This is a genomic window from Pseudomonas sp. 09C 129 (assembly GCF_002843625.1).
GTDB lineage: Bacteria > Pseudomonadota > Gammaproteobacteria > Pseudomonadales > Pseudomonadaceae > Aquipseudomonas > Aquipseudomonas chlororaphis.
This window is the reverse complement of sequence record NZ_CP025261.1, coordinates 5,157,260-5,176,691: the sequence shown is the minus strand read 5'-3', so window position 1 is coordinate 5,176,691 and position 19,432 is coordinate 5,157,260. Positions and strand designations below refer to the sequence as shown.

The window sequence follows — 19,432 nt, the reverse complement described above, 5'->3', positions numbered from 1 at the left end:
TATTGGGCCGTGAAATCGGTGGGGCTGTGAAGCGAGCGCGGGGCGCTCGATCGCGAGCAAGCTTGTTCCTACAGGGTGCAGGTGGTTTCTGTAGGAGCAGGGGGGGGGGGCGCCCAGTTCTTGCCCGCGATAGCGTTCCGGCAGGCGACCCATGGCATGGGGTCGCCATGCTGGTTAGCCTCCAGCCGCTTTTTTGCTCGGCAGCACGTCATTGGCGATCATTTCGCCGAACGGCCCGGTGAGGTTGGTCACGCCACGTCCGGCCAGGCTGGCGTAGGGTTCCGGCAGCAGCGGGAACACCAGTTCGGCAAAGCGGTAGGCTTCTTCCAGGTGCGGGTAGCCGGAGAAAATGAAGCTCTCGATCCCCAGGTCCGCGTATTCCTTGATCCGCGCCGCCACCTGCTCGGGGTTGCCCACCAGCGCGGTGCCGGCGCCGCCACGTACCAGGCCGACGCCGGCCCAGAGGTTGGGGGCAATTTCCAGATTGTCGCGCCGCCCGTCGTGCAAGGCGGCCATGCGCCGCTGGCCCTCGGAATCGAAGCGCGAGAAGGATTGCTGCGCGGCGGCGATGGTGTCGTCGCTGATGTGTTCGATCAGCTTGTCCGCGGCCTTCCAGGCCTCTTCCGCGGTTTCGCGCACGATCACATGCAGGCGGATGCCGAATTTCACCGTGCGGCCATGGCGGGCGGCCCGCTCACGCACATCGGCGAGTTTCTCGGCGACCGCGGCCGGTGGTTCGCCCCAGGTCAGGTACACGTCCACCTGTTCGGCGGCGAGGTCATGGGCGGCGTCCGAGGACCCGCCGAAATACAGCGGCGGGTAAGGCTTCTGCACTGGCGGGTACAGGGCCTTGGCGTTCTGCACATGCAGGTGCTTGCCTTCGAAGTCCACGGCTTCGCCTTGCAGCACCCGGCGCCAGATCCTCAGAAATTCGTCGGTGACCTCATAGCGCTCGCTGTGGCTGAGGAAGCTGCCGTCGCCGCGGTTCTCGTCGGGGTCGCCGCCGGTCACCACGTTGATCAGCAGGCGGCCGTTGGACAGCCGGTCGAGGGTGGCGGCCATGCGCGCCGAGACGGTCGGCGAGATGATCCCCGGGCGGATCGCCACCAGGTAGCGCAGGCGTTCGGTCAGGGGCACCAGCGCCGAGGCGATCACCCAGGAGTCTTCGCACGAACGCCCGGTGGGGATCAGTACGCCGTGATAGCCCAGGCTGTCCGCGGCCTGGGCCACTTGCTTGAGGTAGTTGAGGGTGACCGGGCGCGCGCCCTGGGTGGTGCCCAGGTAATGGCCGTCGCCGTGAGTCGGAAGAAACCAGAAAACATCCATGACAGGTCCTTAAGCGATTTTCAGCAGATTTTTCGGATGCACGCCGAACAGTGGCGCGGCGCGTTCTGCCGCAAGGCGAATGCGGGCTTTCAAGGGCTCGCTGGTGATCTGGTAGTTGGCGAAGTCGGCCTCGGTGGCATAGACCCCGATGGGCAGGGTCAGGGCCTGGAAGAAACTGAACAGCGGCCGCAGCTGGTGATCCAGCACCAGGGCGTGACGTTCGCTGCCACCGGTGGCGGCCAGCAGCACCGGGGTGTCGATCAGCGCGTTGAGGTCGATCAGGTCGAACAGGTGCTTGAGCAGGCCCGGGTAGGAACCGCGGTACACGGGTGCTGCGACGATCAGCAGGTCGGCGCTTTCGATGGCTTGCAACTGCGCTTCGACTTCCGCCGCCAGCTCCTGGCGGGACAGGGCTGCGCCCAGGGGGCGGGCGATGTCGCCCAGTTCGATGAGTGTGCTCTCGATCGGCAATTGCCCCGCCAGTTCGGCGAGCAGCGCCTGGGTCAGCACCAGGGTACGCGAGGGGCGCCAGGTTCCACCGGACAGGGCAACGACTTTTAATGGACGCGACATGATCAGTTCCTTTGTTGAACAGGGCTCAACGAGCAGTGAGTAGTCCCAGGGCTTGAGCAAGAGCTGTACCAGCGCCGCAAAGCCTTGAGTGGCGGGGCTTGTGGCGCTGTTGCAGGAGCGGGCTGTTGTTGGGAAGACACTGTTTTGTTGATTGGCTGTTGCCTGGCGAACAGTTGCTCAGGCAACAGCAGGCGGCGCGATGGGCCTGTTATAAAGGCTTACTGATATTCCTAAAAAATACTTTATTTCCATATTTATAGGTCTTTTAGGAATATGTGCGCCTGCGATGGGCTGCGATAGGGGGAATCGATAGCCACTATCGAGCGTGATGATTTCTGCCCCGGGAAGGGCGACGGTAGCCTGTGTCCATTGCCTCGCAGCCCAGATCCAGGAGCTTTGCCATGAACCGTTCGCTTGTCTTTTCCTTGCTTGTCGCCACTGCGGTGCTGGCCGGTTGTGCCAGTCAGCCTGGCCCGGAGTCGCGTCCCTATACCGCCGAGGAAACCCGCGAACTGGCGCTGGAAGCCCTGAACCGGCGCGGGCTGTCCTTTGACGAATACCAACAGAAGAAGGCCGAGCTGCTTGCCCCGCAACGGACCTTCGGTTTCGACCAGAAGGGTGAAATGAACGCCGAACACAGCGTGACCCTGCATGGCCGGGCCAGCTGATTTGTCGATCTGCCACGGCCTTGCCTGCGCAGGCTGACGGACTGCCGGTGAGCATCGGCAAAACCCTGTGATGATTTTCCCCGCCTTGCGCCTTGTTCTTCGGCCCCCTGGCCGAACCTCGCTTAACCCGGCTCCCGGAGCCTGTTAAGCTGCCCCTCGGGAGCGTTCCTACGCACTTTTAAATGAAGTTGTCCTTCTTTAACTGCATCCGATCGGGTATTGCTGACGGTCTGCCATTTTTGCGTTGCCGAAAGGGCGCGTATCAGCGTTCGGCACCGAGCGAACCTTGATCCTGGAACAGGCTCTGCGGGTATTTTTGCGATGAATAAACGTCCTCTCTATTTCGACTACGCCGCCACCACGCCGGTGGATGAGCGAGTCATTCAGGTGATGGTGGAATGTCTGGGGTTCAACGGTAACTTCGGCAATCCGGCGTCCAGTTCCCACGCCTTCGGCCAACAGGCCCGGCGCAGCGTCGAGCTGGCGCGCCAGCAGGTCGCCCAACTGGTGGGCGCGGCGCCCGAGCAGATCGTCTGGACCTCCGGCGCCACCGAATCCAACAACCTGGCGCTCAAGGGCGTGGCCCAGGCCCGGGGCATCTCCGGCGGGCACATCATCACCAGCCAGATCGAGCACAAGGCCATTCTCGACACCGCCAGCCAGTTGCAGGCTGCCGGCGTGGCGGTGACTTACCTGATGCCGGACAGCGACGGGCTGATCACGCCCGAGGCGGTCAGCGAGGCCCTGCGCGACGACACCTTCCTGGTGTCGCTGATGCTGGTCAATAACGAACTGGGCACGCTCAACGACATCCCGGGCATTGGCCGTGTGGTCCGTGAGCGCGGGGCGCTGCTGCATGTCGACGCGGCCCAGGGCGCGGGCAAGGTGGCGATCGACCTGGCGCAGTGGCCGGTGGACCTGATGTCCTTTTCCGCCCACAAGATTTACGGCCCCAAGGGCATCGGCGCGCTCTACGTCGGCCCGCGCGCGCAGCAGCGCTTGCAGGCGCAGATCCACGGCGGCGGCCATGAAGGCGGCTTGCGCTCCGGGACGCTCGCGACCCATCAGATTGCCGCCATGGGCGCCGCCTTTGCCCTGGCCGCCGAACATTTCGACGAAGAAGCGGCGACCATCGCCCGTCTGCGCGAGCGTCTGCTCGAACAATTGGCCGACGTGCCGGGGCTGCGCCTGAACGGCAGCCCGGCCCAGCGCATTCCCCACACCTTGAGCCTCACCTTCGGTGAAGGGGCGTTCAACCCGGCGGCCCTGAGTGCCTCCATCGCGTTTTCCGCGACCTCGGCCTGCAACTCGGCGAGCAATGCGCCGTCCCATGTGTTGCTGGCGTTGGGGCTCGACGCCCGGGCGGCGGGGCGGACCATCCGCCTGAGCCTGGGGCGTTTCACCACCGAGCAGGACATCGATCAGGCCGTCCAGCTGATCAAGGCTTCATCCGCCAGTGCACCGGCGTTCTGGGCGGTTGCCCAACCCTGAGGGTCGATGCCCTCGGTATCCAATAACAATGATTGACCTGGTAGCAGGAGACACAATGAGTACGCAGCCCTTGACCAATGGAGTGGTCCCCCAGCGCCTGGCGCGCACCCGCGAGCTGATGAACCGCGAGGGCATTCATGCCCTGCTGGTGCCGTCGGCCGACCCGCACCTGTCGGAGTACCTGCCCGGTTACTGGCAAGGCCGGCAGTGGCTGTCGGGTTTTCACGGTTCGGTCGGCACCCTGATCGTGACGGCGGATTTCGCCGGGGTCTGGGCCGATAGCCGTTATTGGGAGCAGGCGACCAAGGAACTCAAGGGCAGCGGCATCGAGTTGGTCAAACTGTTGCCGGGCCAGCCCGGCCCGTTGGACTGGCTGGCCGAGCAGACCCCGGAAGGGGGCGTGGTCGCGGTCGACGGCGCGGTGATGGCGCTGGCTTCGGCGCGTACCCTGGGCAACAAGCTGCAGGAGCGCGGTGCTCGCCTGCGCACCGATATCGATCTGCTGAACGAAGTCTGGAGCGACCGCCCGAGCCTGCCGGACCAGCCGATCTACCAGCATTTGCCGCCCCAGGCCACGGTCGACCGGGTCGAGAAGCTCGGCAAGCTGCGCGAAACCCTGAAAGAGCGAGGCGCGGACTGGCATTTCATCGCCACCCTCGACGACATCGCCTGGCTGTTCAACCTGCGCGGCGGTGACGTCTCGTTCAACCCGGTGTTCGTCTCTTTCGCCCTGATCAGCCAACAGCAGGCGACGCTGTTCGTGGCGCTGAGCAAAGTCGATGATGCCTTGCGTGCCGTGCTGGAACAGGACGGCATCGCCCTGCGTGACTACAGCGAAGTGGCCGCGGCCCTGAGTGCGATTTCCGACGGCGCCAGCCTGCTGGTGGATCCGGCGCGGGTTACCGCCGGTTTGCTGGATAACCTTGGGGATGGTGTGACGCTGCTGGAAGGCCTGAATCCGACGACCTTGGCCAAGTCCCGTAAAAGCCTGGCTGATGCCGAGCATATCCGCCAGGCCATGGAGCAGGACGGTGCGGCGCTCTGCGAATTCTTCGCCTGGCTGGAATCGGCCTGGGGCCGTGAACGCATTACCGAGCTGACCATCGACGAGCACCTGACCGCGGCGCGCACCCGTCGCCCCGGTTACGTATCCCTGAGCTTCAACACCATCGCCGCGTTCAACGCCAATGGCGCGATGCCGCATTACCACGCCACCGAAGAAGAGCACGCGGTGATCGAAGGTGATGGTCTGCTGCTGATCGATTCCGGCGGCCAATACCTGGGCGGTACCACGGACATCACCCGCATGGTCCCGGTCGGTACCCCGAGCGCCGAGCAGAAGCGCGATTGCACGCGAGTGCTCAAGGGCGTGATCGCCTTGTCCCGGGCGCAATTCCCGCGGGGCATCCTGTCGCCGTTGCTGGACGCCATCGCCCGCGCGCCGATCTGGGCCGAAGGCGTGGATTACGGGCACGGCACCGGTCATGGCGTGGGGTATTTCCTCAATGTCCACGAAGGCCCGCAAGTGATCGCCTATCAGGCGGCGCCAGCACCGCAAACCGCGATGCAGCCAGGGATGATCACCTCGATCGAGCCGGGTACTTATCGTCCGGGCCGTTGGGGCGTGCGCATCGAAAACCTGGCGATGAACCTTGAGGCAGGCACTAGCGAATTCGGCGAGTTCCTCAAGTTCGAAACCCTGACCTTGTGCCCGATCGACAGCCGCTGCCTGGAACCTTCGCTGCTGACCCAGGACGAGCGTGAGTGGCTCAACGCCTACCACGCTGAAGTGCGTCGGCGCCTGAGTCCGCTGCTGCAGGGCGCGGCGCTGGAATGGCTGAATACCCGTACCGCAACTCTCTGAACGTGAATCGCGCTGCCAGCCTTGGGCTGGCAGCGCGAATGGCGTTGCTCGTCATATTGACGTCTTGGCTTAACTCAAGGCTTCTAGGACAAAGTCCAGGCGATCCTGGCCGAAGAACAACTGGTTATCGACGAACATGCTCGGCGCGCCAAACACGCCGCGCTGCAAGGCTTGTTCGGTCTTGTCCTTGAGGGCGTTCTTGACCTCTTCATCGTTGGTCAGGGCCAGCACCTCTTGCGGATCGAATCCCCCCTCACTGAGTACTGCCGCAACGGTGGCCTGATCGTTCAGGTTGCGCTTCTCGACCCAGAGTGCGCGAAACAGGCAGTCGATAAAGGCAATAAAACGCTGCGGGTGTCGCAGTTGTATGCCGGTCACCGCGCGCATCAGCAGCAGGGTGTTGATCGGGAAGTGCGGGTTGAATGCCAGTGGCACCTCATAACGTTTGGCATAACGCGCCAGGTCCTGAAGCATGTAGCGTCCTTTGGCGGGGATGCTGATCGGCGAGGCATTGCCCGTGACCTTGAACACGCCACCGAGCAACATGGGTTGATAAATCAGCTGGCTGCCTGTCTGGGCACAGATCTTTGGCAATTGGGTGTAGGCCAGGTAAGAGGTCGGACTGCCCAGGTCGAAAAAGAACTCGACGGTTTTGCTCATCGGTGATGCTCCCTTTTTGTTGTTGTGGCGCAGGGTTTACCAGCGTTCGTTCCAGGGCCGCAGATCCAGTTCGAAGGTCCAGGCATCCCGGGGCTGTCTGTGCAGATACCAGTAGTTGTCGGCGATGTGTTCGGGGTTGAGGATGCCGTCCTCATCCTTGAGCGCATACTTTTCCGGGAAACTGTTGCGGATGAAGTCCGTGTCGATGGCGCCATCGACCACCACATGAGCAACGTGGATATTCAACGGCCCCAGCTCCCGGGCCATGCTTTGCGCCAGTGCGCGAATGCCATGCTTGGCTCCGGCAAAGGCGGCAAACCCCGCAGCGCCGCGCAAGCCCGCGGTGGCGCCGGTGAACAGGATGGTCCCGCGTTTGCGAGTGACCATGCGTTTGGCCACTTCTCGCGCATTGAGGAAACCCGAGAAGCAGGCCATCTCCCAGATCTTGAAGTACTTGCGCGCTGTTTCTTCAAGGATGCTGCAGGGCACGTTGGCGCCGATATTGAACACCAGGGCTTCGATCGGACCGATCTCGCGCTCAATCTGTTCGATCAAGGCAATCACTTCTTCCTCTTTTCGAGCGTCGCAGGCGAACCCATGGGCTTCGCCTCCCGATTGCTGGATGGCCTCCACCAGGGGCTGCAACTTGTCCGCGCTGCGTCGGGTGACGCAGGCGACAAAACCTTCCCGGGCAAAACGCTTGGCAATTGCACCGCCTGTGGCATCGCCGGCTCCGACGACCAAAACGACTTTCTTGTTCTCTGTGGCTGTAGTCATGGTGGGATCGCTCTATTGGTAAACGGTCGTTAACTAAACGAACGTTATGCTACGATCCGCCGAGCGTCAAGGCGAAGAGAGGAGAGGGGCGTCATGCGTTATTCAGCCAGTCACAAGCAGGAAACCCGGGAACGGCTGCTGCAGAGCAGCGCGGTGTCAGCGAAAAAGGAAGGGTTTTCGACTGTGGGGGTCGATGGCCTGATGAAAGCGATCGGGCTGAGTGGTGGGGCCTTCTACAGCCACTTTTCATCCAAGGATGAGCTGTTCGGTTCTATTGTCGAACGTGAGCTGAGCCAGAGCCTTGAGCGTCTGGGGGGCGATGGTGAGCAAAGCCGGATGCGGCTTGAGCGCTGTCTCAAGCACTACTTGAGCATGGCGCATGTCGAGAGCCCTGAAACGGGCTGCGCCTTGCCAACCTTGGGCGCGGAAATCTCACGGGCGGACGAGGGGGTTCGACAGCAGGCGCAAGACTGGATTTGCCGTTTGCAGCAGAGTTGGGCGCGCACCCTGGGCAGCGACAGCCTGGCCTGGTCGATTCTGTCGCAATGTGTGGGGGCGTTGGTGGTGGCGCGAATGCTGGTCAGTCCGGACATTCAGCGCCAGGTCCTGAAGTCGAGCCATGACGAAATTGTTCGTCAATTGCCAATGCAGGATGTGCAGTAGGCAGGTGCTGCCTACTTGCAGATGACGATCATGCTGCGGCTGGTATAGCCGGCGGGATTCAGGCCGAAGGGATAGTCGCCCGGGTCCTCCACTGCATCTCCGGATTTGGCGATCACCTTGTAGCCTTTGGGGCCGCAGGAGGTAGCAGCGCTGGCGTAGCATTTGTCCCAGGAGGAGGACAGGCCGGAGCAGTTGATATGCAGGCCCTTCTTTCCGCGCTTGACCTCGGTTTTCGAAGTTGCGGCGCAACCTGCGATGGCCAGTACGGCTAACAGAATCAAAAAACGTTTCATTCCTGTCCCTATTGCTGATCCCGGATCTGTTGTCCGGGTTCGACTGCGTTAGCTGTCACTTTGGCGTCTGTGCGGTCCTTGTCTGAAAAATCCATGACTGGCGCTGAGTTACAGTGCCTAAACATGGCCTAATTGAGCGGCAAATACCAGAGCTATGTACAACCAGGAATCAATCCGCCGCTACCAAAGGTTTCGATTCGCTGCGCATGGTCAGGGTCGCACCCACTGACGCCAGGATGATGCAGGCAATAGCCAGCCACTGCGCGAGCGACAGGAATTCGTGGAGGAACAGCAGCCCGGACAAGGCACCAAAAGCAGGCTCGATACTCATCAGCGTGCCGAAGGTTCTCGCCGGCATTCGGGTCAGGGCGACCATCTCCAGGCTGTAGGGAAGGGCGGTGGAGAGAATGGCCACGCCGATGGCGATGGGGATCAGGCTGGGCGTCAGCAAGGCAGCCCCGGCATGCACGATGCCGATAGGCGCAACGAACAAGGCAGCAATCATCACGCCCAGCGCTGCAGTCTGGATGCCATTGTCGGCCCCGGCCTTTTGCCCGAACAGAATATAGAGCGCCCAGCACACCCCGGCTCCCAAGGCATAACCCGCGCCGATCAGGTCGATACCTGCGCTCGTATCGCTGGTTGGAATCAACAGCAGCAGACCGATAATCGCCAGGGCGATCCAGAGAAAGTCGATGGCTTTTCGCGAAGCATAAATGGCCACGGCCAGTGGGCCGGTGAATTCCAGGGCCACGGCGATTCCCAGAGGAACGCTGCGTAGCGACATATAGAAGAGAAAATTCATTCCACCCAGCGCCATGCCATAGACGATGACGGTGCGCAGGGACTTGGCGGTGAGCTTCGCGCGCCATGGGCGCAATAGCAGCAGCATGATGATGCTGGCGAAAATCAGGCGCAGTGTGGTGGTGCCCTGTGCGCCCACGATCGGGAACATGCTTTTGGCCAGTGAGGCGCCGGACTGGATGGACGCCATGGCAATAAGCAGCAGTCCCACCGGGAACAGGGTCGAGGCTAGGCTGCGGGGCTGGTCATTCATGGCAAGGCATCATCCGGGTCAAGAGGAGGGTTTGGTGCGCCGACATGATGCTCAACTAAAAACGCTTGAGCAATATATTGCTCATGATGTTTCTGCTCTTCTTATATAGAGAAGGATTCATCCGTTTTTGCAGGTTATTGATAGAAAAGACAAATTAGGGGTTGACGGCAGATTCTGGAAGTCTATAATTCGCCCCACTTCCGGCGCAGTCGAAACGGAAAACTCCTTGAGATTCAACGAGTTACGCGGTTTTCGGCAGTGGTTACGCTTCAGTTCATCGAAGCCCGAAGGAGTTGATTCGGCAGTAAGTTTTCGCCGAGTTAACGATTCGATCTTCTCGGTCGAAAGCGGAGAAAAAGAGGTGTTGACAGCAGCGTGTAACGCTGTAGAATTCGCCTCCCGCTGACGAGAGATCGGAAGCGCAAGTGGTTGAAGTTGCAAAGGAAACTTTGAAAACTTCTTAAAATAACCGCTTGACAGATGCAGAGGCTGCTGTAGAATGCGCGCCTCGGTTGAGACGAAAGACTTAACCAACCGCTCTTTAACAACTGAATCAAGCAATTCGTGTGGGTGCTTGTGGAGTCAGACTGATAGTCAGAAAGATTATCAGCATCACAAGTTACTCCGCGAGAAATCAAAGATGTAACCAACGATTGCTGAGCCAAGTTTAGGGTTTTCTCAAAACCCAAAGATGTTTGAACTGAAGAGTTTGATCATGGCTCAGATTGAACGCTGGCGGCAGGCCTAACACATGCAAGTCGAGCGGTAGAGAGGTGCTTGCACCTCTTGAGAGCGGCGGACGGGTGAGTAATGCCTAGGAATCTGCCTGGTAGTGGGGGATAACGTTCGGAAACGGACGCTAATACCGCATACGTCCTACGGGAGAAAGCAGGGGACCTTCGGGCCTTGCGCTATCAGATGAGCCTAGGTCGGATTAGCTAGTTGGTGAGGTAATGGCTCACCAAGGCGACGATCCGTAACTGGTCTGAGAGGATGATCAGTCACACTGGAACTGAGACACGGTCCAGACTCCTACGGGAGGCAGCAGTGGGGAATATTGGACAATGGGCGAAAGCCTGATCCAGCCATGCCGCGTGTGTGAAGAAGGTCTTCGGATTGTAAAGCACTTTAAGTTGGGAGGAAGGGTACTTACCTAATACGTGAGTATTTTGACGTTACCGACAGAATAAGCACCGGCTAACTCTGTGCCAGCAGCCGCGGTAATACAGAGGGTGCAAGCGTTAATCGGAATTACTGGGCGTAAAGCGCGCGTAGGTGGTTCGTTAAGTTGGATGTGAAATCCCCGGGCTCAACCTGGGAACTGCATCCAAAACTGGCGAGCTAGAGTATGGTAGAGGGTGGTGGAATTTCCTGTGTAGCGGTGAAATGCGTAGATATAGGAAGGAACACCAGTGGCGAAGGCGACCACCTGGACTGATACTGACACTGAGGTGCGAAAGCGTGGGGAGCAAACAGGATTAGATACCCTGGTAGTCCACGCCGTAAACGATGTCAACTAGCCGTTGGGAGCCTTGAGCTCTTAGTGGCGCAGCTAACGCATTAAGTTGACCGCCTGGGGAGTACGGCCGCAAGGTTAAAACTCAAATGAATTGACGGGGGCCCGCACAAGCGGTGGAGCATGTGGTTTAATTCGAAGCAACGCGAAGAACCTTACCAGGCCTTGACATCCAATGAACTTTCCAGAGATGGATTGGTGCCTTCGGGAACATTGAGACAGGTGCTGCATGGCTGTCGTCAGCTCGTGTCGTGAGATGTTGGGTTAAGTCCCGTAACGAGCGCAACCCTTGTCCTTAGTTACCAGCACGTTATGGTGGGCACTCTAAGGAGACTGCCGGTGACAAACCGGAGGAAGGTGGGGATGACGTCAAGTCATCATGGCCCTTACGGCCTGGGCTACACACGTGCTACAATGGTCGGTACAGAGGGTTGCCAAGCCGCGAGGTGGAGCTAATCCCACAAAACCGATCGTAGTCCGGATCGCAGTCTGCAACTCGACTGCGTGAAGTCGGAATCGCTAGTAATCGCGAATCAGAATGTCGCGGTGAATACGTTCCCGGGCCTTGTACACACCGCCCGTCACACCATGGGAGTGGGTTGCACCAGAAGTAGCTAGTCTAACCTTCGGGAGGACGGTTACCACGGTGTGATTCATGACTGGGGTGAAGTCGTAACAAGGTAGCCGTAGGGGAACCTGCGGCTGGATCACCTCCTTAATCGACGACATCAGCTGCTTCATAAGCTCCCACACGAATTGCTTGATTCATTGAAGAAGACGATTGGGTCTGTAGCTCAGTTGGTTAGAGCGCACCCCTGATAAGGGTGAGGTCGGCAGTTCGAATCTGCCCAGACCCACCAATTACTGGTGCACCCTGTAGCGATACGGGGCCATAGCTCAGCTGGGAGAGCGCCTGCCTTGCACGCAGGAGGTCAGCGGTTCGATCCCGCTTGGCTCCACCATTACAGATTGGTGTCCATCGTTTAAAGCTTAGAAATGAGCATTCCATCAAGTTGATGGTGAATGTTGATTTCTGATCTTTATCAGAATCGTTCTTTAAAAATTTGGGTATGTGATAGAAAGATAGACTGGATAGCACTTTCACTGGTGTTGTTCAGGCTAAGGTAAAATTTGTGAGTTTAATCGCGAATTTTCGGCGAATGTCGTCTTCACAGTATAACCAGATTGCTTGGGGTTATATGGTCAAGTGAAGAAGCGCATACGGTGGATGCCTTGGCAGTCAGAGGCGATGAAAGACGTGGTAGCCTGCGAAAAGCTTCGGGGAGTCGGCAAACAGACTTTGATCCGGAGATGTCTGAATGGGGGAACCCAGCCATCATAAGATGGTTATCTTGTACTGAATACATAGGTGCAAGAGGCGAACCAGGGGAACTGAAACATCTAAGTACCCTGAGGAAAAGAAATCAACCGAGATTCCCTTAGTAGTGGCGAGCGAACGGGGACTAGCCCTTAAGTGGCTTTGAGATTAGCGGAACGCTCTGGAAAGTGCGGCCATAGTGGGTGATAGCCCTGTACGCGAAAATCTCTTAGTCATGAAATCGAGTAGGACGGAGCACGAGAAACTTTGTCTGAATATGGGGGGACCATCCTCCAAGGCTAAATACTACTGACTGACCGATAGTGAACTAGTACCGTGAGGGAAAGGCGAAAAGAACCCCGGAGAGGGGAGTGAAATAGATCCTGAAACCGTATGCGTACAAGCAGTGGGAGCAGACTTTGTTCTGTGACTGCGTACCTTTTGTATAATGGGTCAGCGACTTATATTCAGTGGCGAGCTTAACCGAATAGGGGAGGCGTAGCGAAAGCGAGTCTTAATAGGGCGTTTAGTCGCTGGGTATAGACCCGAAACCGGGCGATCTATCCATGGGCAGGTTGAAGGTTAGGTAACACTGACTGGAGGACCGAACCGACTACCGTTGAAAAGTTAGCGGATGACCTGTGGATCGGAGTGAAAGGCTAATCAAGCTCGGAGATAGCTGGTTCTCCTCGAAAGCTATTTAGGTAGCGCCTCATGTATCACTGTAGGGGGTAGAGCACTGTTTCGGCTAGGGGGTCATCCCGACTTACCAAACCGATGCAAACTCCGAATACCTACAAGTGCCGAGCATGGGAGACACACGGCGGGTGCTAACGTCCGTCGTGAAAAGGGAAACAACCCAGACCGTCAGCTAAGGTCCCAAAGTTATGGTTAAGTGGGAAACGATGTGGGAAGGCTTAGACAGCTAGGAGGTTGGCTTAGAAGCAGCCACCCTTTAAAGAAAGCGTAATAGCTCACTAGTCGAGTCGGCCTGCGCGGAAGATGTAACGGGGCTCAAACCATACACCGAAGCTACGGGTATCACGTAAGTGATGCGGTAGAGGAGCGTTCTGTAAGCCTGTGAAGGTGAGTTGAGAAGCTTGCTGGAGGTATCAGAAGTGCGAATGCTGACATGAGTAACGACAATGGGTGTGAAAAACACCCACGCCGAAAGACCAAGGTTTCCTGCGCAACGTTAATCGACGCAGGGTTAGTCGGTCCCTAAGGCGAGGCTGAAAAGCGTAGTCGATGGAAAACAGGTTAATATTCCTGTACTTCTAGTTATTGCGATGGAGGGACGGAGAAGGCTAGGCCAGCTTGGCGTTGGTTGTCCAAGTTTAAGGTGGTAGGCTGGAATCTTAGGTAAATCCGGGATTCTAAGGCCGAGAGCTGATGACGAGTTACCTTTTAGGTGACGAAGTGGTTGATGCCATGCTTCCAAGAAAAGCTTCTAAGCTTCAGATAACTAGGAACCGTACCCCAAACCGACACAGGTGGTTGGGTAGAGAATACCAAGGCGCTTGAGAGAACTCGGGTGAAGGAACTAGGCAAAATGGCACCGTAACTTCGGGAGAAGGTGCGCCGGTGAGGGTGAAGGACTTGCTCCGTAAGCCCATGCCGGTCGAAGATACCAGGCCGCTGCGACTGTTTATTAAAAACACAGCACTCTGCAAACACGAAAGTGGACGTATAGGGTGTGACGCCTGCCCGGTGCCGGAAGGTTAATTGATGGGGTTAGCTAACGCGAAGCTCTTGATCGAAGCCCCGGTAAACGGCGGCCGTAACTATAACGGTCCTAAGGTAGCGAAATTCCTTGTCGGGTAAGTTCCGACCTGCACGAATGGCGTAACGATGGCGGCGCTGTCTCCACCCGAGACTCAGTGAAATTGAAATCGCTGTGAAGATGCAGTGTATCCGCGGCTAGACGGAAAGACCCCGTGAACCTTTACTATAGCTTTGCACTGGACTTTGAATTTGCTTGTGTAGGATAGGTGGGAGGCTTTGAAGCGTGGACGCCAGTTCGCGTGGAGCCATCCTTGAAATACCACCCTGGCAACTTTGAGGTTCTAACTCAGGTCCGTTATCCGGATCGAGGACAGTGTATGGTGGGTAGTTTGACTGGGGCGGTCTCCTCCTAAAGAGTAACGGAGGAGTACGAAGGTGCGCTCAGACCGGTCGGAAATCGGTCGTAGAGTATAAAGGCAAAAGCGCGCTTGACTGCGAGACAGACACGTCGAGCAGGTACGAAAGTAGGTCTTAGTGATCCGGTGGTTCTGTATGGAAGGGCCATCGCTCAACGGATAAAAGGTACTCCGGGGATAACAGGCTGATACCGCCCAAGAGTTCATATCGACGGCGGTGTTTGGCACCTCGATGTCGGCTCATCACATCCTGGGGCTGAAGCCGGTCCCAAGGGTATGGCTGTTCGCCATTTAAAGTGGTACGCGAGCTGGGTTTAGAACGTCGTGAGACAGTTCGGTCCCTATCTGCCGTGGACGTTTGAGATTTGAGAGGGGCTGCTCCTAGTACGAGAGGACCGGAGTGGACGAACCTCTGGTGTTCCGGTTGTCACGCCAGTGGCATTGCCGGGTAGCTATGTTCGGAAAAGATAACCGCTGAAAGCATCTAAGCGGGAAACTTGCCTCAAGATGAGATCTCACTGGAACCTTGAGTTCCCTGAAGGGCCGTCGAAGACTACGACGTTGATAGGTTGGGTGTGTAAGCGCTGTGAGGCGTTGAGCTAACCAATACTAATTGCCCGTGAGGCTTGACCATATAACACCCAAGCAATTTGCGCTTAACAGCCAGATTGCGGTGTGTGAAGACGAAACGAACCGAAAGTTCGAGAAAACACACAAACTATCGCATACCCAATTTGCTGAAGCGTCGAAAGACGACTCGGCACACCGAATTTCTTGACGACCATAGAGCATTGGAACCACCTGATCCCATCCCGAACTCAGCAGTGAAACGATGCATCGCCGATGGTAGTGTGGGGTTTCCCCATGTGAGAGTAGGTCATCGTCAAGATTAAATTCCAAAACCCCAATTGCGAAAGCAATTGGGGTTTTGTTTTTGCGCGCGGAAAAACCTTTCCAGTCACCGGAGAGCAGTGCGCTTCGACTCAAGAACTACCTCAAGCCGAAGGCACCCTTGGCGGGCGTTAACGTCCCAGGCTGTTGTGGGTCAGCCGGGCTACCCACTTGCCATGCTGCTCACCATTCTTCAATGCCCGCAGTTTCTCCGGCAGTTGGTTGAAGTCGAACTCAATCAGCGGTGCAGGTTGCAGCAGACCCGATACAGTCCCGCTCATCAGTTGCTCGGCGTACTGACGTAGCTGTTGCCAGTCGGCTCGGCTGCCGTAAGCGTGAATACTGTTGAGGGCCACCTCGTGGAGTGAGATCGCGGTGCTGAACGCCGGCAATGGCGCTGCCTCCTGACGATCCTGAATACACACCAAGTGCCCGTTGTAACCCAGCAGTGCTGCCAGCCTGCGCGCCTGAGCCCCGCTGACGGTATCGAACAGCGCATGCAGGCAACGTTCGCCCAGTCGCGATTGCAGCTCGGTTTGCCAGGTGCCTGCCCGATAGTCGAAGACCCCGACCGCGCCTTGCGCCAGCAACCGCGCATGGTGCTGGGCAGACGCCGTCGCCCACACCCGCAAACCACGTTGCGCCGCCAACTGAACCAGCAGTGAACCCACTGCCCCGCCAGCTCCCACCACCAGCACATCACGTGCACCTACAACGGGGACCTTATCCAGCGCCTGCAAGGCGGTCAGGCCGGGGCAGGGCAGGCTGGCGGCAACCGCATCATCCAGTGACTCAGGAACCGGCAGCGCCGCATTGGCATCGAGCAGGCAATACTCGGCGAAGCTGCCATCACGGCTCAACGACTGGTGATAAGCCACCCGTGTACCGATCTTCAGCGTCACCGCGGACCCCGCGGCCACCACCACACCAACGCCATCGACACCAGGCACGCGGCCGGTATGCCAATCGGCATGTCCCCACTCGATGATCTTCCAGTCCACCGGGTTGAGGGCGATCGCGCTATTGGCGATCAGCACTTCATTCGCTCCCGGTTGCGGCAATGTCTTGCGGATCAGTTGAAGGCCTTCCAGGCCGGCTCCTGCGGTCCAGCCCCAGGCGTTGTATTCAGTTGGCATGGTGAAACCTCGGCAGTACGAATTCGGCAATTTCCTCGATGGCCTCGGCCACCGGGCGTTCACTGCGGCGCAGATGCAGGCCGACATGCTGCACGCCTGCCTCACGCAGGGCCTGCAGCTCCTCGATCAGTGCCAGGCGCCCACAGCGGCCACCAAAGCGCAGGCGCTGCATGGGTGCATGCGGGTCAGCGGCAAGGTCCAGGTGGACGAAACTGATATAGGGTTTGTCGCCACCGACCTCACGCCAGAGCGCGACGCGTCGGCGATGTTCGTCCGGGGTGCCCGGGTAGGCGAGCCAGCCGTCCATGTGTGCACCGATCCAGGCCGGCGATTGCTGGCCCAGCCCGGCCACGAGTAGCGGTGCGGCTTCAGGACGCTGTGGCAGCAGATGCGCACCCTCGGGTAAACGATCCTGTCCCTGGCTGTGCAACAGCTCGACAGCATCGCGAAAGAGCTCTCCGCGCTGGGCGTAATCGACACCGAACAGCGGATACTCCATCGGCCGGTCACCACTGGCGACCCCCAGCAGCAAGCGACCATCGCTCAACTCGTCGATGCTGTTGGCGGCCTTGAGGGTCAGCCACGGCTGACGCAACGGCAGGACCACCGCGGCGGTTCCGAGCATGATGTTCTGCGTGATGCCGGCCAGATAGCCGAGGTAGGAAAAGGTTTCGAAGACCTGAGCGGCATCGCCGAAATTCGGGTCGTACACCGGTACGTCACGTACCCATAGCGCGCGAAAGCCGGCCTGGTCCGCCAGGCGGGCGAGGGTTGCGTGCTGCTTGAGGTCCGGCACGCCGAAGGGGCGACCTTCGATCTGGCGCAGGCGTTGGCCATCGCTGGACCAGTCGTTATCGAGCGGCAGTTCCAGGCCGACGGAAAAGTTGTTCCTGCCAAGCAGGCGTTGAAAACGAGGGTGCATGAAGGGCTCCGGCGTCTCGCCCGTGGCAAGACGGTCATAGGGATCACAGCGCAGCAGTATCCCCAGGCCCGGCCCACGGAAAAATGCATGAATCGGAACAACAATCTTGAGCGGGCATCACGAATCGGCTGAATTCTTCATGAAAGCGCCGGGACGGTTTTTGGTATGGTGCAGCTCGCTTTTCAAGGGACCGACATTCACCCGCACGGATCAGCGTTCACTATTCCACGAGAAGCTGTAGCAATGCCTGAACCGATACCGATCAAGGACCACGAAAAAGAGACGCGGCTGGTCAACAAAAGACTGTTGGCCTGCGCGCTCCTGGTGGTCGCTATCACCTGCACCCTGATCGGGCGCCTGTACTTCCTGCAGGTGGTCGAATTCGACTACCACTCGACCATTTCCGAAAACAATCGGGTGCACGTGCTGCCCATCACCCCGACTCGCGGCCTGATCTACGACCGCAACGGCGTGCTGCTGGCCGACAACCGCCCCAGCTTCAACCTGACCATCACCCGCGAGCGCACCACCGATCTGAAGGGCGAGCTGGACCAGGTGGTCAGCCTGCTGCACCTGCCCGCCGAGGACCGCGCGCTGTTCGACAAGGCGCTGAAGCAGTCACGCCATCCGTTCGTGCCGGTCACCCTGTTCTATGAGCTGACCGAAGAGCAGATCGCCGTGCTGGCGGTCAACGAGTACCGCTTGCCGGGGCTGGAGGTCGAGGCCCAGTTCGTGCGGCACTATCCGATGGGCGCGCACTTCGCCCATTCCATCGGCTATGTCGGGCGCATCAACGAGAAGGAAGCCAAGGTCCTGGATTCGGTGGAGTACCGCGGCACCCAGTCGATCGGCAAGACCGGGATCGAGCGCTTCTACGAGTCCCAGCTGCATGGCCATGTCGGCTATGAAGAGGTGGAAACCAACGCCCAGGGCCGGGTCATGCGGGTGCTCAAGCACACCGATCCGATCCCTGGGAAAAACATCGTGCTCAGCCTCGACGTGAAGTTGCAGGAGGCGGCCGAGGCGGCCCTGGGCGACCGTCGCGGATCGGTGGTGGCCCTCGATCCGCAGACCGGCGAAGTGCTGGCCATGGTCAGCAAGCCGAGCTTCGACCCGAACCTGTTCGTCACCGGCATCAGCTTCAAGGAGTACAGCGCGTTACGCGACTCCATCGACCGGCCGCTGTTCAACCGGGTGCTGCGCGGCCTGTATGCGCCGGGTTCGACCATCAAGCCGGAGGTGGCGATCGCCGGGCTGGACTCCGGGGTGGTCAACGCCTCGACCCGAGTGTTCGATCCGGGTTACTACCAACTGCCGGACGTCGACCACAAATACCGGAACTGGAACCACAGCGGCGACGGCTGGGTGGACCTGGACGCGGCGATCATGCGTTCCAACGACACCTACTTCTACGACCTGGCGCACAAGCTCGGTATCGATCGCCTGCACGATTACCTGGCGATGTTCGGCCTGGGCGAGAAAGTCTCCCTGGACATGTTCGAGGAAGCGCCAGGGCTGATGCCGTCCCAGGCCTGGAAGCGCGCCACCCGGCGCCAGCCGTGGTTCCCCGGCGAGACGGTGATTCTCGGCATTGGCCAAGGGTATATGCAGGTCACGCCGCTGCAGCTGGCCCAGGCGACGGCGCTGATCGCCAACAAGGGCGTGTGGAATCGCCCTCATCTGGCCAAGACCGTCGATGGCGTGGCGCCGGTGGACGAACACCCGATGCCGAACATCCGGCTCAAGGACCCGGTCGACTGGGACCTGGTCAGCCACGGCATGCAGATGGTGATGCACGCGCCCCGGGGCACCGCACGCGACGCGGCGGCCGGTGCGCAATACCGCATCGCCGGCAAGAGCGGTACGGCGCAGGTGGTGGCGATCAAACAGGGCGAGCGTTACGACCGTCTCAAGACCCGCGAGCGCCATCGTGACAATGCCTTGTTCGTCGGCTTCGCGCCGGCCGAGCACCCACAGATCGTGGTGGCGGTGATGATCGAGAACGGCGAGGCCGGCGGCCGGGTCGCAGGCCCCGTGGTACGTCAGGTCATGGATGCCTGGCTGCTCGATCAGCAAGGCCACCTGAAGCCGCAATACGCCAGCCCTGGCAAGGGGCCGGACGTTCCCCACGCCTGA

At 59.2% G+C, this 19,432-nt stretch carries 13 protein-coding genes, 2 tRNA genes and 3 rRNA genes; 10 read left to right on the top strand and 8 right to left on the bottom strand.

Annotation, left to right across the window (positions count from 1 at the left end; translation table 11 throughout):
* Positions 1-174: 174 nt before the first annotated feature.
* The gene (gene ssuD, locus CXQ81_RS22955; protein WP_101338666.1) at positions 175-1,326 is read right to left on the bottom strand and encodes an FMNH2-dependent alkanesulfonate monooxygenase; all 1,152 of its coding nucleotides are present in this window, start codon (positions 1,324-1,326) and stop codon (positions 175-177) included.
* Positions 1,327-1,335: 9 nt separating this feature from the next.
* Complete coding sequence (msuE, locus tag CXQ81_RS22950; protein WP_007930411.1) at positions 1,336-1,899, bottom strand: FMN reductase; 564 nt, start codon at positions 1,897-1,899, stop codon at positions 1,336-1,338.
* Between the two features lie 401 nt (positions 1,900-2,300).
* Between msuE and CXQ81_RS22945 the strand changes: the two genes are divergently transcribed.
* From CXQ81_RS22945 to CXQ81_RS22935, 3 genes are all read left to right on the top strand, one after another.
* Positions 2,301-2,567 carry a hypothetical protein gene (locus tag CXQ81_RS22945; protein ID WP_085531618.1) on the top strand — a complete coding sequence of 89 codons (267 nt, stop codon included), beginning with the start codon at positions 2,301-2,303 and terminating at the stop codon, positions 2,565-2,567.
* Positions 2,568-2,888: 321 nt separating this feature from the next.
* On the top strand, positions 2,889-4,058 hold the full coding sequence (locus tag CXQ81_RS22940; protein ID WP_101338665.1) for a cysteine desulfurase family protein: 1,170 nt from the start codon (positions 2,889-2,891) through the stop codon (positions 4,056-4,058).
* A gap of 55 nt (positions 4,059-4,113) precedes the next feature.
* Positions 4,114-5,922 carry an aminopeptidase P family protein gene (locus CXQ81_RS22935; protein ID WP_101338664.1) on the top strand — a complete coding sequence of 603 codons (1,809 nt, stop codon included), beginning with the start codon at positions 4,114-4,116 and terminating at the stop codon, positions 5,920-5,922.
* A 69-nt stretch (positions 5,923-5,991) separates the two neighbouring features.
* Here the strand turns inward: CXQ81_RS22935 and CXQ81_RS22930 are convergent, their stop codons facing one another.
* Positions 5,992-6,582 carry a 2-hydroxychromene-2-carboxylate isomerase gene (locus CXQ81_RS22930; RefSeq protein WP_101338663.1) on the bottom strand — a complete coding sequence of 197 codons (591 nt, stop codon included), beginning with the start codon at positions 6,580-6,582 and terminating at the stop codon, positions 5,992-5,994.
* A 36-nt stretch (positions 6,583-6,618) separates the two neighbouring features.
* Positions 6,619-7,359, bottom strand: a complete 741-nt coding sequence (locus CXQ81_RS22925) for an SDR family oxidoreductase (protein WP_101338662.1) — start codon at positions 7,357-7,359, stop codon at positions 6,619-6,621.
* 93 nt (positions 7,360-7,452) lie between these two features.
* Between CXQ81_RS22925 and CXQ81_RS22920 the strand changes: the two genes are divergently transcribed.
* Positions 7,453-8,022, top strand: coding sequence for a TetR/AcrR family transcriptional regulator (locus tag CXQ81_RS22920; RefSeq protein WP_101338661.1), 570 nt, complete (start codon positions 7,453-7,455; stop codon positions 8,020-8,022).
* Positions 8,023-8,033: 11 nt separating this feature from the next.
* Here CXQ81_RS22920 and CXQ81_RS22915 read toward each other — a convergent pair whose 3' ends face one another.
* Entirely contained in the window at positions 8,034-8,315 is a 282-nt protein-coding gene (locus CXQ81_RS22915) for a hypothetical protein (protein WP_007930399.1), read from the bottom strand.
* A gap of 169 nt (positions 8,316-8,484) precedes the next feature.
* A complete protein-coding gene (gene rhtA, locus CXQ81_RS22910) occupies positions 8,485-9,372 on the bottom strand; it encodes a threonine/homoserine exporter RhtA (RefSeq protein WP_007930397.1) in 888 nt (295 codons plus the stop codon).
* Between the two features lie 697 nt (positions 9,373-10,069).
* On the opposite strand from rhtA, the gene CXQ81_RS22900 reads away from it, so the two are divergent.
* The 5 genes from CXQ81_RS22900 to rrf all read left to right on the top strand — a co-directional run bounded on the left by CXQ81_RS22900 (position 10,070) and on the right by rrf (position 15,236).
* Positions 10,070-11,606, top strand: a 16S ribosomal RNA gene (locus CXQ81_RS22900).
* 65 nt (positions 11,607-11,671) lie between these two features.
* Positions 11,672-11,748, top strand: a tRNA-Ile gene (locus tag CXQ81_RS22895).
* A 26-nt stretch (positions 11,749-11,774) separates the two neighbouring features.
* Positions 11,775-11,850, top strand: a tRNA-Ala gene (locus CXQ81_RS22890).
* 239 nt (positions 11,851-12,089) lie between these two features.
* Positions 12,090-14,981 (top strand): 23S ribosomal RNA (locus CXQ81_RS22885).
* A gap of 139 nt (positions 14,982-15,120) precedes the next feature.
* Positions 15,121-15,236 (top strand): 5S ribosomal RNA (gene rrf / locus CXQ81_RS22880).
* The 16S, 23S and 5S rRNA genes sit together here with 2 tRNA genes alongside, the layout of an rRNA operon.
* Before the next feature lie 133 nt (positions 15,237-15,369).
* Here the strand turns inward: rrf and CXQ81_RS22875 are convergent.
* Both CXQ81_RS22875 and CXQ81_RS22870 read right to left on the bottom strand, forming a co-directional pair.
* Positions 15,370-16,374, bottom strand: coding sequence for a zinc-binding dehydrogenase (locus CXQ81_RS22875; protein WP_101338660.1), 1,005 nt, complete (start codon positions 16,372-16,374; stop codon positions 15,370-15,372).
* Entirely contained in the window at positions 16,364-17,296 is a 933-nt protein-coding gene (locus CXQ81_RS22870) for a TIGR03571 family LLM class oxidoreductase (protein WP_101338659.1), read from the bottom strand. Before CXQ81_RS22870 ends, CXQ81_RS22875 begins: the two co-directional genes overlap by 11 nt.
* Before the next feature lie 243 nt (positions 17,297-17,539).
* Here CXQ81_RS22870 and mrdA point away from each other — a divergent pair, with 243 nt between their 5' ends.
* Positions 17,540-19,432: a penicillin-binding protein 2 gene (gene mrdA / locus CXQ81_RS22865; RefSeq protein ID WP_101338658.1), complete on the top strand. Its 1,893-nt coding sequence runs from the start codon at positions 17,540-17,542 to the stop codon at positions 19,430-19,432.

What these genes read in the sequence shown, in the direction of transcription:
- ssuD (WP_101338666.1), bottom strand. Translation starts at nt 1,326, where the DNA reads ATGGATGTTTTCTGGTTTCTTCCGACTCACGGCGACGGCCATTACCTG.
- msuE (WP_007930411.1), bottom strand. Translation starts at nt 1,899, where the DNA reads ATGTCGCGTCCATTAAAAGTCGTTGCCCTGTCCGGTGGAACCTGGCGC.
- CXQ81_RS22945 (WP_085531618.1), top strand. Translation starts at nt 2,301, where the DNA reads ATGAACCGTTCGCTTGTCTTTTCCTTGCTTGTCGCCACTGCGGTGCTG.
- CXQ81_RS22940 (WP_101338665.1), top strand. Translation starts at nt 2,889, where the DNA reads ATGAATAAACGTCCTCTCTATTTCGACTACGCCGCCACCACGCCGGTG.
- CXQ81_RS22935 (WP_101338664.1), top strand. Translation starts at nt 4,114, where the DNA reads ATGAGTACGCAGCCCTTGACCAATGGAGTGGTCCCCCAGCGCCTGGCG.
- CXQ81_RS22930 (WP_101338663.1), bottom strand. Translation starts at nt 6,582, where the DNA reads ATGAGCAAAACCGTCGAGTTCTTTTTCGACCTGGGCAGTCCGACCTCT.
- CXQ81_RS22925 (WP_101338662.1), bottom strand. Translation starts at nt 7,359, where the DNA reads ATGACTACAGCCACAGAGAACAAGAAAGTCGTTTTGGTCGTCGGAGCC.
- CXQ81_RS22920 (WP_101338661.1), top strand. Translation starts at nt 7,453, where the DNA reads ATGCGTTATTCAGCCAGTCACAAGCAGGAAACCCGGGAACGGCTGCTG.
- CXQ81_RS22915 (WP_007930399.1), bottom strand. Translation starts at nt 8,315, where the DNA reads ATGAAACGTTTTTTGATTCTGTTAGCCGTACTGGCCATCGCAGGTTGC.
- rhtA (WP_007930397.1), bottom strand. Translation starts at nt 9,372, where the DNA reads ATGAATGACCAGCCCCGCAGCCTAGCCTCGACCCTGTTCCCGGTGGGA.
- CXQ81_RS22875 (WP_101338660.1), bottom strand. Translation starts at nt 16,374, where the DNA reads ATGCCAACTGAATACAACGCCTGGGGCTGGACCGCAGGAGCCGGCCTG.
- CXQ81_RS22870 (WP_101338659.1), bottom strand. Translation starts at nt 17,296, where the DNA reads ATGCACCCTCGTTTTCAACGCCTGCTTGGCAGGAACAACTTTTCCGTC.
- mrdA (WP_101338658.1), top strand. Translation starts at nt 17,540, where the DNA reads ATGCCTGAACCGATACCGATCAAGGACCACGAAAAAGAGACGCGGCTG.